At 69.7% G+C, this 12,397-nt stretch carries 9 protein-coding genes and 1 pseudogene; 6 read left to right on the top strand and 4 right to left on the bottom strand.

The genetic code is table 11. The features are described from left to right. Positions 1–2: 2 nt before the first annotated feature. Positions 3–632 carry a TetR/AcrR family transcriptional regulator gene (locus AB0L95_RS32265; RefSeq protein ID WP_365167781.1) on the bottom strand — a complete coding sequence of 210 codons (630 nt, stop codon included), beginning with the start codon at positions 630–632 and terminating at the stop codon, positions 3–5. Between the two features lie 107 nt (positions 633–739). Here AB0L95_RS32265 and AB0L95_RS32260 point away from each other — a divergent pair, with 107 nt between their 5' ends. The 5 genes and pseudogenes from AB0L95_RS32260 to AB0L95_RS32240 all read left to right on the top strand — a co-directional run bounded on the left by AB0L95_RS32260 (position 740) and on the right by AB0L95_RS32240 (position 8,303). Beyond that, positions 740–1,792 (top strand): aldo/keto reductase, encoded by a 1,053-nt coding sequence (locus tag AB0L95_RS32260; protein WP_365167779.1) that lies wholly within the window; start codon positions 740–742, stop codon positions 1,790–1,792. Between the two features lie 160 nt (positions 1,793–1,952). Further along, positions 1,953–2,588 (top strand): annotated as a pseudogene (locus AB0L95_RS32255) (cytosine permease); the annotation flags it as partial. 273 nt (positions 2,589–2,861) lie between these two features. Next, on the top strand, positions 2,862–4,262 hold the full coding sequence (lpdA, locus tag AB0L95_RS32250; RefSeq protein WP_365167908.1) for a dihydrolipoyl dehydrogenase: 1,401 nt from the start codon (positions 2,862–2,864) through the stop codon (positions 4,260–4,262). Positions 4,263–4,460: 198 nt separating this feature from the next. Then, on the top strand, positions 4,461–5,915 hold the full coding sequence (locus tag AB0L95_RS32245) for a glyceraldehyde-3-phosphate dehydrogenase (RefSeq protein ID WP_365167778.1): 1,455 nt from the start codon (positions 4,461–4,463) through the stop codon (positions 5,913–5,915). Between the two features lie 144 nt (positions 5,916–6,059). Then, on the top strand, positions 6,060–8,303 hold the full coding sequence (locus AB0L95_RS32240) for an FUSC family protein (RefSeq protein WP_365167776.1): 2,244 nt from the start codon (positions 6,060–6,062) through the stop codon (positions 8,301–8,303). Positions 8,304–8,363: 60 nt separating this feature from the next. Here AB0L95_RS32240 and AB0L95_RS32235 read toward each other — a convergent pair whose 3' ends face one another. Both AB0L95_RS32235 and AB0L95_RS32230 read right to left on the bottom strand, forming a co-directional pair. After that, entirely contained in the window at positions 8,364–8,981 is a 618-nt protein-coding gene (locus tag AB0L95_RS32235) for an FMN reductase (RefSeq protein ID WP_365167774.1), read from the bottom strand. Continuing rightward, positions 8,978–10,075: an LLM class flavin-dependent oxidoreductase gene (locus AB0L95_RS32230; RefSeq protein WP_365167772.1), complete on the bottom strand. Its 1,098-nt coding sequence runs from the start codon at positions 10,073–10,075 to the stop codon at positions 8,978–8,980. The genes AB0L95_RS32235 and AB0L95_RS32230 overlap by 4 nt, the downstream gene beginning before the upstream one ends. 171 nt (positions 10,076–10,246) lie before the next feature. Between AB0L95_RS32230 and AB0L95_RS32225 the strand changes: the two genes are divergently transcribed. Further along, positions 10,247–11,302 carry an AraC family transcriptional regulator gene (locus AB0L95_RS32225; RefSeq protein ID WP_365167769.1) on the top strand — a complete coding sequence of 352 codons (1,056 nt, stop codon included), beginning with the start codon at positions 10,247–10,249 and terminating at the stop codon, positions 11,300–11,302. Here the strand turns inward: AB0L95_RS32225 and AB0L95_RS32220 are convergent. Further along, positions 11,288–12,265, bottom strand: coding sequence for an alpha/beta hydrolase (locus tag AB0L95_RS32220; protein ID WP_365167766.1), 978 nt, complete (start codon positions 12,263–12,265; stop codon positions 11,288–11,290). The genes AB0L95_RS32225 and AB0L95_RS32220 overlap by 15 nt on opposite strands. Positions 12,266–12,397 lie beyond the last annotated feature (132 nt).

The following is a 12,397-nucleotide window of genomic DNA, read 5'->3' as shown; positions in this document are numbered from 1 at the left end:
GGTCACGCACGACCTTCGTCGCCCCGCAGGTACGCTCCCGCACGCGCTGCAGCCACTGCGGCCCCGGCGGCCTGGTCTGCGGCGGCTTCGTCGAGGCGGTCGCTGCTGGTCAGCAGGCGGTAGTAGAGGGGGGCGGAGACAGCACGGATCACCTCGTGGACATCGGTGCCCTCGGGCACCTCGCCCCGGTCGACGGCCTGTTGAACGCAGGGTGCCCACTCCTTGACGCGGATGTCGTAGAAGCGGTGCAGGGCTTCGGCTGTCTTCGCCTCGCAGGTGGCGGCGGCGATCACTGCCTTGAACAGCGCTCCTTGCCGCGGGTCGGCCAAGGTGCGCTGCACGAGCCGGGCGTTGGCCTTGAGATCACCGAGCAGCGAGCCGGTCTCGGTACGCGGCAGTGACTGCTCGGCCATGTCCACCAGCAAATCGGCCACCAGGCTGGTCACCGTTCCCCAGCGACGGTAGACGGTGGTCTTGCCCACCTCGGCCCGGCGCGCGATGTCGGCGAGGTCCAGATGGGCAAAGCCATGCTCCGCCAAGGCGTCCCCAGCCGCCTGCAGCACCGCCGACCGCACCCGCGCCGTGCGCCCTCCAGGACGGACGGTCCCCGGATCCGCACCCTCAAACCCCATAACGGGACTCCAGTTTCGTTAATCACTCGCGCCTGCTATGTTGAGACTCCACACTAACGGAACTCCAAGCCCATTAGTTAGGTGCGGGCGGCGAGAGAGGAACAGCCATGGAATACAGGCGGCTGGGCGCATCCGGCCTCAAGGTCCCCGCACTGAGTTTCGGCGCCGGAACCTTCGGCGGCCAAGGGCCGCTGTTCGGCGCCTGGGGCAACAGCGATGCGCACGAAGCACGCCGTCTCGTGGACATCTGCCTCGACGCCGGGATCACGATGTTCGACACCGCTGACGTCTACTCCGGCGGGGCCTCCGAGGAGGTGCTGGGCGAAGCGATCAAAGGCCGCAGGGACCAGGTGATCGTGTCCACCAAGACCAGCCTGCCGATGGGCGAAGGCCCAGGCGATGCGGGCTCCTCTCGTTCGCGCCTGATCACCGCATGCGAGGACGCCCTGCGCCGGCTCGGCACCGACTACATCGACCTGTTCCAGCTGCACGCCTTTGACGCCGGCACGCCGATCGAGGAAGTCCTGTCCACACTCGACGATCTCGTACGAGCAGGGAAGGTCCGCTACCTCGGCATCTCCAACTTCTCCGGCTGGCAGGCGATGAAGTCCCTCGCGAGCGCGGAGAGATACGGCCACCCGCGCTATGTCGCACATCAGGTCTACTACTCCCTCATCGGCCGCGACTACGAATGGGAGCTGATGCCCCTCGGGCTCGATCAGGGCCTCGGAGCCCTCGTCTGGAGCCCCCTCGGCTGGGGACGGCTCACTGGCAAAGTCCGCCGCGGCCAGCCGCTACCGACCAACAGCCGACTGCACCACACCGCGGACTACGGCCCGCCGGTCGAGGACGAACACCTCTACCGCGTGGTCGACGCCCTCGACGAGATCGTGCAGGAGACCGGCAAAAGCATTCCGCAGATCGCCATCAACTGGCTGCTGCAGCGACCGACCGTCTCCTCCGTCATCATCGGCGCCCGCGACGAGAACCAGCTTCGCCAGAACCTCGGTGCCGTCGGCTGGACGCTCACGCCCGAGCAGATGGCGAAACTCGATGCGGCGAGCGGCAAGACAGCGCCCTACCCGTACTTCCCTTACCAGCGTCAGGAAGGCTTCGCCCGCCTCAACCCACCAGCTGTCGCGCCTCCGCCCGCTGCATGACATCCGCGTCAAGTAGCTGGAGCGGTATAGCCGCGCGTCCCAGACTCGGACTGGGGACTGTCTCGCTCAACGCCTGCCCGGGCCGGGACACCTGCGGTGACAGCCCCTCCCCCTGTTGCCAACTGGTCGGCACGACCACAGACGGTCACCAGGGAACCTCATGCAGAGAGAAATACGCGACAGCCGAATACGCGAGGTCGCCAGTGGGATCTTCACCGTGGCTGCCCTGGTCAACCTGCACTACCCGCCGGGCTCGTTCGACCTCGGCGGCTTCCGGTGGACGCCGTTCCTGGCCCAGTTCGGTGTCGTCGCCGGTTACCAGATCAGCTGGGCCATCTACGTCTCGGACTACTCGCGCTGCCTTCCGCCGCACGTGACGGTCCGCAAGACCTTCTACTGGACCTACTTCGGCTCGGCGCTCGGCGGCGTCTGGCTGATGACCCTCGGCGCCCTGCTCGCCGCCTGGGCGGGCAAGGACTTCGAGACGATCCGCTCGATCAACGCCGCGGGCGACACGGTGTTCAGCGGCTTCGGCGCCATCGTGCTGCTGTTCGCCGCGCTGGGCCTGGTGTCCGTCACGGCGCTCAACATGTACGGCGGATCGCTCACGCTGATCAGCGGCATCGACTCCTTCACGAGGGTGCGGCCGACGGTGGGCGTACGGCTGGTCACCCTCGGCCTCACCGCAGCGCTCTCTGTCGTCGGCGCGCTGGCCGCGACGTCCCACTTCCTGCAGAACTTCAACAACTTCCTGCTGCTGGTGCTCTATCTGTTCATCCCGTGGACCTCGGTGAACCTCATGGACTACTACGTGGTGCGCCGCGGCCACTACGCCATCGCCGAGATCTTCAACCCCCGCCGGGATCTACGGACGCTGGGGTCTGCACGGCATCGTCGCGTATCTGGTGGGATCGGCCGAGGCGGAGGCGACGGCGCTGGAACAGGCGGCGCACGAGCGCCGCGAGCCCTGACCGGCCGTTCCGCGAAGGGGCGAGCCCAGACAACGCCCGGGGGGCGTACGGCGGTTGAGGTTGCGTACCGGAGCTCATCGGAGAAGGATCGATGCCTTGTGAGCCAACATTTTGATGTTCTTGTTCTGGGAGCGGGGCCCGGCGGCTACACCGCCGCGGTCCGTAGCGCGCAACTGGGTCTGTCCACCGCGGTGGTCGAGGAGCGGTACTGGGGAGGCGTGTGCCTGAACGTGGGCTGTATCCCCTCCAAGGCCCTGTTGCACAACGCCGAGATGGTGCAGTTCGTCGCGAACGAGGCCAAGGCGTACGGGATCAGCATCGGCGGGGAGGTGTCCGTCGACTACGGGGCGGCCTTCCAACGCAGCCGTAAGGTCGCCGACGGCCGGGTCAAGGGCGTTCACTACCTGATGAAAAAGAACGCCATCACCCAGTTCGACGGGCGCGGCACCTTCACCGACGACCACACCCTGGTGGTGACCCTCGCGGACGGCAGCACCGAGACGGTGACGTTCGGCCACTGCATTCTCGCGACCGGCGCCCGTCCCCGGCTGCTGTCCGGTACCGCCCTGTCGGAGCGGGTGGTCACCTTCGAGAGCCAGATCCTCAGCGAGACCCTGCCCGGCAGCATCGTCATCGCCGGCGCGGGCGCGATCGGCGTGGAGTTCGCCTACGTCCTGCGCAGCTACGGCGTGGATGTGACCATCGTCGAGTTCCTGGACCGTATGGTCCCGCTGGAGGACGAGGAAATCTCCAAGGAACTGGCCAAGCACTACCGCAAGCTGGGGATCGAGGTCCTCACCGGAACCGCCGTCGAAAGCATCGACGACTCCGGCCCCCGGGTGCGCGTCACCGTCAACAAGGGCGGCGAGCGGCGGACGCTGGAGACGGACAAAGTCCTTCAGGCCATCGGTTTCGCCCCGAACGTCCAGGGCTACGGTCTGGAGAACACCGGGGTGCGGCTGACCGAGCGCGGTGCGGTCGAGGTCGACGGGCGCTGCCGCACCAGCGTGCCGCGCATCTTCGCGATCGGGGACGTCACCGCCAAGCTGATGCTCGCGCATGCCGCCGAGTCCATGGGCATCGTGGCCGCCGAGACCATTGCCGACGCGGAGACCATGGAACTCGACTACACCATGATCCCGCGGGCCACTTACTGCCAGCCGCAGGTCGCCAGCTTCGGCTGGACCGAGGCCCAGGCACGCGAGCGGGGCTTCGACGTCAAGGTCGCCAAGTTCCCCTTCACCGCCAACGCCAAGGCCCACGGCCTGGGGCAGCCCGTCGGCTTTGTGAAGATCATCAGCGACAACACCCACGGTGAGCTGCTGGGCGCGCACCTCATCGGCCCCGAGGTCACCGAGCTCCTCCCGGAACTCACCCTCGCCCAGCAGTGGGACCTCACCGTCCACGAGGTCGCCCGCAACGTCCACGCACACCCCACCCTCGGCGAAGCGGTCAAGGAGGCCCTCCACGGCCTGGCCGGCCACATGATCAACATGTAGTGCCCGACACCCTGCGCTCGACGCCCGGCGACCACGTGCCGCCGGGCTCTTCGCCGTCCCGGGCCGGGACAGCGGGGGCGCGAGGCCGGAACGGGGCCCGGTCGCGCACCGTTGCACGACCCCCCGGCCCACCCACCGCAAGATCGAAGTCAACGTGGGTTTAGCATATGAGCGCCGCCTAGCTCGAAAGATAAACCTGTGACTGTCAATGACGACTCGTTCACCAACTGGAAGAACCGCGAGGAGACCGCGGAGGCGATGATCCCGATCATCGGGAAGCTGCACCGTGAGCGGGACGTCACCGTCCTGCTGCACAGCCGCTCCCTGGTGAACAAGTCGGTGGTCAGCATCCTCAAGACCCACCGCTTCGCCCGGCAGATCGCCGGTGAGGAACTCTCGGTCACCGAGACGATGCCCTTCCTCCAGGCCCTCGCCGCGCTCGACCTCGGCGCGTCCCAGATCGACATCGGCATGCTCGCCGCGACGTACAAGAGCGACGACCGCGGTCTGTCGGTGGCGGAGTTCACCGCCGAGGCCGTCGCCGGTGCGACGGGCGCCAACAAGATCGAGCACGGTGCGGGGCGCGATGTCGTCCTCTACGGGTTCGGCCGCATCGGGCGGCTCGTCGCCCGACTGCTCATCGAGAAGTCCGGCTCCGGCAACGGTCTGCGGCTGCGCGCCATCGTCGTGCGCGGGGGCGGCGGCCGGGCCGGCGAGGACCTCGTCAAGCGCGCCTCGCTGCTGCGCCGTGACTCCATCCACGGGCAGTTCCAGGGCACGATCACCGTCGACGAGGCGAACAGCGCGATCATCGCCAACGGCAACGAGATCAAGGTGATCTACGCCGACGACCCGACCTCGGTCGACTACACGGCGTACGGCATCAAGGACGCCATCCTCATCGACAACACGGGCAAGTGGCGCGACCGCGAGGGTCTGTCGAAGCATCTGCGCCCCGGCATCGACAAGGTCGTCCTGACCGCGCCGGGCAAGGGCGACGTCCCCAACATCGTCCATGGCGTCAACCACGACACACTCAAGCCGGACGAGCAGATCCTGTCCTGCGCCTCGTGCACCACCAACGCGATCGTCCCGCCGCTGAAGGCGATGGAGGACGAGTACGGCGTGCTGCGCGGCCATGTGGAGACGGTCCACTCGTTCACCAACGACCAGAACCTGCTGGACAATTACCACAAGTCCGACCGTCGTGGCCGGTCGGCGCCGCTCAACATGGTGATCACCGAGACCGGTGCCGCCTCCGCCGTCGCCAAGGCGCTGCCCGACCTCAAGGCGCGGATCACCGGCAGCTCGATCCGGGTCCCGGTGCCCGATGTGTCGATCGCGATCCTCAACCTTCAGCTCGCGCGGGAGACCACCCGCGAGGAGGTCCTCGACTACCTCCGCAACGTGTCGCTGACGTCGCCGCTGAAGCGCCAGATCGACTTCACCACCGCCCCCGACGCGGTGTCGAGCGACTTCATCGGCTCGCGCCACGCCTCGATCGTCGACGCGGGCGCCACCAAGGTCGAGGGCGACAACGCGATCCTCTACCTGTGGTACGACAACGAGTTCGGCTACTCCTGCCAGGTCATCCGCGTAGTCCAGTACGTCTCCGGGGTGGAGTACCCGACCTACCCGGCGCCGGCGGTCTGACCCCGGCCCACAGCGCGCACCGGTCCCCCGGCAGACGGGACACCGGTGCGCGCTGCGCTTTCCCAGGCACCCCTGCCGTCCCTCCCCTCGTGCGATGCTGGGAAGGGATCATGACGGGACACGGGCGAGTGCGGCGGAGGGTGCATGGCGAGCCGGTCGGTCGGGGCGAAGACATGGGCACGCATCGCGGCGTCGGACCCCGGGCTGCTGCGGCTCACGGCCGGGCTGCGGACCGTGTGCTCCATCGCGCTCACCCTCGCCGTCCTGGCCTTCCTGCGGGCCGACGTGTCGCATCTGGTGGCGGGGGCCATCGCGGCCATGGTCGCGACGTTCGCCATCCGCGAGAAGGAGCGGACACCCCAGGCCGTCACGCTGGCCCTGGGCCTTCCCGTGGCGCTGGCCTCGGTGTCGCTGAGCGCGCTGCTGCACTCCTACCGGGTGGCCGGGGACCTCGCCTTCGTCGGGCTCATCTTCTGCGCCGTCTACGGCCGCCGGTTCGGCGACCGCGGTACGGCACTGGGGCTGATCGTCTTCCAGGTCTACTTCCTCTCCCTCTTCGTCGGGGCGACCGTCCCGGCGCTGCCGGGGCTCTGTATCGCGATCGTCATCGCCTTCGTGTGCAGCGCCGTGGTGCGCTTCGCCCTGGTGCCCGACACCCCCGCGGGGATCCTGGACCGACTGCGCCGTGCGTTCAGGGCCCGCCTCGCGCAACTGATCTCGGCGCATCTCGACCTGCTCGACGCCGGGCCGGACGACCTGCAGAAGGTGCTCGACGAGGTGCGCCGCAGGACCGCGGCACTGCACGAGACGGCCATGATGATCCAGGGGCGGCTGGAGGAGGGCACCTCCGACGAGGCGGTGGCCCGGGCCGTGCAGCGCCGTATCGCCGATGCCGAGATCGCCGCCGAACGGCTGGGTCTGCTGCTGCTCACCGCGCGCAGCACGAAGCGGGCCGACACGCTCACCCTGCATCTGCCGGGGGCCCCTGTGCCCTCGGGCGGGCCGCTGCCCGAGCGGGACGAGACGACCGCCGCAGTGCGCCGCGACCTCGAAGCGCTGCATCTGCTTCTCCTGCGGCCCGCCACACAGAACACCGGGACAGCGGTGTCCCATCTGCGCAACCGGCTCCTCGGCTACCGCGAGGAGGAGAACCTGCCGCACGCGCCGGCCGCCGTCCAGGACGTCTTCCGCGGGATCGGCGAGCTGGGGCGCGCCATCCTGGCACTGCGGATCGCCTTCGAGGGACCCCAGGACGAGTCCGACGACACCCCCGCCACCGCCCGCTCGCGCGAGGAACTGGACGCGGAGAACGCCGCGATCGACGGCAGCGAGGAGGCGGCCCGCCCGGAGGCGGAGGCCACCGGGCTCCAGCGCCCCACCACCCGCGCCGCCGTACAGGTGGCCGTGGGATCGGCGCTGGCCATGGTCGGCGGCGAGTTCCTCTCCAGCCAGCGCTGGTACTGGGCTGTGCTGACCTGCTGGATCGTGTTCATCAACACCGCGTCCACCGGGGAGATCCTGGTCAAGGGCTATCGCCGGCTGGTGGGCACCATCCTCGGTGTGGTGGCGGGCATCCTGCTGGCCGGAGCGGTCGGGCACCACACATGGTCGGCGTTCGGGCTCGTGCTGCTGTTCATCTTCGCGATGTTCTACACGGCACCGCTGTCGTACACGCTGATGTCCTTCTTCGTCACGGCCATGCTGGGCCTCCTGTACACGGTCCTGCACACCTACACCGCCGCCGTGCTCCTGCTGCGCATCGAGGAGACGGCCCTCGGGGTGTTCTGCGGAATCGTCGCGGCGGCGGTGGTGCTGCCGGTCCACACCGATCGCCGTACGAACGAACTCCTCGGCACCACGCTGGCCCGGCTCGCCGATGTCACCGAGGCCGCCGTCGGCCAGCTCAGCGGTGGTCCCGCGGTCAATCTGCTCGACCGGGCACGCGATCTGGACCAGGCGCTGGCCGATCTGCGTTCCTCGACACAGCCGCTGACCCATCCGATCACGCCGATGCGGGCCCGCCGGGACACCGCCCGCTATGTCGTGGCGATGCTGGAGACCTGCGCCTACCACGCGCGCGCCCTGGCGGCGACCGCCGAACTGCTGCCCGCGCACCCGTCGATCGCGGCGGATCCCCGGCTGCGCGGGGCGGGCCGGCGTATCGTCCACAACATCGAGGCCATCGCCACGCACGTCAGCGACGAACAGTCCGACGCCGTGATCGAGACGGGCCCCAGCATCGCGTCCATGCTCAAGCCGGGCACCCTCGGGGCCCCCCGCTACGACCGCGTCACCGACCGGGTGCTGCGGCACCTTCAGCGTCTGGACGAGGCAGTGGCCGGACTGGCCCGCCCGTTGCACGTCCCCACCCAGCCGCCGAAGGCCTGACCACCGCCCGGGGTGCTCGTCGGCCGACCGCCCCGTCGCACCGGGGCCGTCCTCGGTGCCTCAGTCGAAGCGCAGGTCGGACAGCTGCCGTTCGAGCGCGGTGACGTCGTCGTCCTCGGGTGTCTCCTCGTCCGCACGGGCGGCCATGAGGGCGGCCAGCTCGCCGCCCGCCCGCCGGATGCGCGCGGGCAGACCCTCGGTGAAGGCGTCGCCGCCGGATCCCCAGTCCTCGGACGCCGCGTACACCGCGGTGGGGACGACCGCCGCACGCAGATAGGCGAAGAGCGGGCGCAGCGCGTGCTCCAGGACCAGGGAGTGGCGCGCCGTGCCGCCGGTCGCCGCGATCACGACCGGCTTCCCGGTCAGGGCGTCCGGGTCGATCAGGTCGAAGAAGGACTTGAACAGCCCGCTGTAGGAGGCGGTGAACACGGGAGACACGACGATCAGACCGGTCGCGCCCGTCACCGCGTCGATCGCGGCGGCCAGGGGCGGAGCCGGGAATCCGGTGACCAGGTTGTTGGCGACGGCGACCGCCAGTTCCCGCAACTCGATGACCTCTGTCTCCAGCTCCTGGCCCTGAGCGGCGAGTTCGCCGCGGACCGACTCGGCGAGGCGGTCCGCGAGCAGACGGGTGGAGGACGGGGTGCTCAGCCCCGCGGACACGGCGACCAGCTTCATGCCGCGGTCTCCCCCTTCGCGGACGCCGCGGCGGCGACCCGGGCCGCATGCGTCGGCGCGTCCGGAACATCGGCCGGGCGGCCGTTCGCGAACTCCTTGCGCAGGACGGGCACGACCTCCTCCCCGAGTATGTCGATCTGTTCCAGAACGGTCTTCAGGGGCAGGCCCGCGTGGTCCATCAGGAACAGCTGCCGCTGGTAGTCGCCGACCGTCTCCCGGAAGGTCAGCGTCCGCTCGATGACCTGCTGGGGGGAGCCGACGGTGAGCGGGGTCTGCTCGGTGAACTCCTCCAGGGACGGTCCGTGCCCGTAGACGGGCGCGTTGTCGAAGTAGGGGCGGAACTCCCGTACGGCGTCCTGGGAGTTCTTCCGCATGAACACCTGGCCGCCCAGTCCGACGATGGCCTGCTCCGGCCGTCCGTGACCGTAGTGGGCGTAGCGCCGCCGGTACAGCTGGACCATCCGCCGGGTGTGCTCGGCGGGCCAGAAGATGTTGTTGTGGAAGAAGCCGTCACCGTAGTAGGCCGCCTGGTCGGCGATCTCCGGGGAGCGGATGGAGCCGTGCCAGACGAACGGCGGTACGCCGTCCAGCGGACGCGGGGTCGCGGTGAAGCCCTGGAGCGGCGTGCGGAACTTGCCCTCCCAGTCGACCACGTCCTCGCGCCACAGCCGGTGCAGCAGCGCGTAGTTCTCCTTGGCGAGGTCGAGGCCCTGGCGGATGTCCTGCCCGAACCAGGGGTAGACCGGACCGGTGTTGCCGCGCCCCATCATCAGATCCATCCGGCCGTCAGCCAGGTGCTGGAGCATCGCGTAGTCCTCGGCGATCTTCACCGGGTCGTTGGTGGTGATCAGCGTCGTGGCCGTGGACAGGATCAACTTCTCGGTGCGCGCGGCGACATGGCCGAGCATGGTGGTCGGGGAGGACGGTACGAAGGGCGGGTTGTGGTGCTCGCCCATCGCGAAGACGTCCAGACCGGCCTCCTCCGTCTTGAGCGCGATGGCGACCATCGCCTTGATGCGTTCGTGTTCCGACGGTGTACGGCCCGTGGTCGGATCGGTCGTCACATCACCGACCGTGAAGATGCCGAACTGCATGGATCCCTCTTCTTCCGGCAATCGTGTGCGTGCGGAACGGTAGGCGTCGCCCGGGCGGTCGACATGCCCGAGAGCGCACGGCCAGGTGACCCCCAGCGCCCAGCTCTCCCCAGGACGTTGCGGGAGCGCGGGTGGGCCGCCAAGGATGCATGGTGTCGGTGGAGACGATCGGTGAGGGGGGCAGGGGTGCTGCTGCTCGATCTCGGCACAGTGGCGCCGCGCGAGCGGGTGGAGGCGTTTCGGCATGCGTTGACGGACTCGCTGGTACCCAATGAGATCGTCCACGAGGAGCCCCCGACGGGCATCCACGCCCGCATGGAGGCGTGGCAGGTGGGCGATCTGAGCCTCTTCGCCACCCGTAACTCCGGCTTCGAGGTGCGGCGCAACGAGCGGCATGTACGCCATCACCGCAGCCGTCCCGTGGTCTCCGTCTCGCTCCAGACCGCGGGCCTCCACCGAGCCGAAGTGGCGGGCCGCCGTACGTTGTTGGGGTCCGACGACATCTGTGTGTTCCACGAGCTGTCGCCCCGTACATACGGCTGGTCCGGCGACGCGGCCTCCCAGTCCATCATGTTCGACATGAACCGCCTGGACGTGCCGGTGGACATGGTGGTCAGGGCCTCCCTGCAACTGCGCGCCAGCCCGCTGTACGACCTCGTGCTCCAGCATCTGCGCGGCCTGTGGCGCGATCCGGGCGGTCTCGAGGCCGATCCCGGGTCGCCGGCCCTGGCGAGCGCCACCGCGGATCTCGTACGGGCGCTGCTGCTGTCGGCCGCGCACGTCGAGGAGACCGACACCGTGAGGTCGGCCATGGACGACACCCTGCTCACCCGGATCACCGGATACGCGCGCCGCCACCTCTCGGATCGTGATCTGACGCCCGGGCGGATCGCGGCCGAGCACGCCATCTCGGTGCGCCGTCTGTACCTCCTGCTCAACGAGGCGGGCATCAGCCTGGAGCAGTGGCTGATCGCCGAACGGCTCACCAGGGCACGGCAGATGCTGGCCGCGCCGCGCTACGACCGGCTCACCGTCGCGGCCGTGTCCGCACGGTGCGGATTCAGCAGCCCGAGCCACTTCAGCCGGCGGTTCCAGGCGGCGTACGGGCAGTCGCCGAGCGAGTGGCGGAGGCACCGCGACAGCGGCCCCCTCGGGGACGACTCCGGGCCGGGCGGCGAGGCGACGGACGGACCGGAGTCCCGCGCCGGCCGGTCAGACGGCGTGTAGGGCGGCATGCAAGGTGTCCGTCGCCTGGATGCGGGCCGCTCGGGACGCGTGCGTGCCGCGGAGCAGATCGAACAGGACGAACCCGTGAATCGTGCCGTGGTAGCGGGCCGATACGACCGGGACGTCCGCCTCCCTCAGCCGCGCCGCGTATGCCTCGCCCTCGTCGCGCAGCACATCGGCCTCGGCGGTGAGGACGAGGGCAGGCGGCAGGCCGCGCAGCCGGCGGGTGGCCGCGCGCAGCGGGGACACGGTGCCCAGTGTCCGGATCTCGGGATCCGGCGCGTACTGCCGCCAGTATCCGCTCATGGCGGCCCGGCCGAGGAAGTAACCCTCCCCGAACTGGTCGTAGGAGTGGGTGTCCATCGCGGCGTCGGTCACCGGGCAGACCAGCACCTGGTGGCTGAAGGCCGGCTCGCCGCGCTCCAGCGCGACCAGGGCGAGGGCGGCCGCCTGTTGGGCGCCCGCGCTGGCGCCGACGACCGCCATCCTGGTCCCGTCCAGCCGGCACTGTGCGCCATGGCGGGCGATCCACCGGGCCACGGTGTACGCCCGCTCGACGGCGCCCGGATACCGGGCGTCCTCCGGTCCGTCGTGCTCGGGGATCACCACGGCGGCATCCACGCCGAGGACCAGGTCCGCCACCAGCAGCCGGTGTGCGTGCGCGTCGGTCAGCATCCAGCCCACCCCGTGCAGGTACAGCACCACCGGCAGGAGTTCGTCGCTGCCGGCGGGGCGGAGGATCCGCACCCGGATCCGGTTGCCGTCGCCTCCCGGCAGGGCGAGCCATTCCTCCTCCACATCGGGCTCGACACGGCCGTCTCCGTTCCACAGCACCGCCATGCGGGCCCTGGAGGCGACCGGGTCGGTGTCGTCCGCCGCGGGACAGGCGTGCGTCTGGACGAAGGCTCGTACCGGCCGTTCGAGGACAGGCTTCGCCCCGAGGGCCGGAACGTCTTCTTCCACGGACAACTCCTGCCTGGGGCGGATCATGGGCCGTACGGGGGATCGGCTCCGCACCCGCTGCCGGGCAGGGAGGCACACGCTCGGCGGCGGAGGCGACTCGGCCCGGACGCGCGATCCAGCCTAGGGCGCCCG

Origin of the sequence: Streptomyces sp. NPDC052036 (genome assembly GCF_040680495.1) — a bacterium.
Taxonomy (GTDB): Bacteria; Actinomycetota; Actinomycetes; order Streptomycetales; family Streptomycetaceae; genus Streptomyces.
The sequence above is the reverse complement of the archived record's forward strand: the minus strand, read 5'-3'. Positions and strand labels throughout refer to the sequence as shown.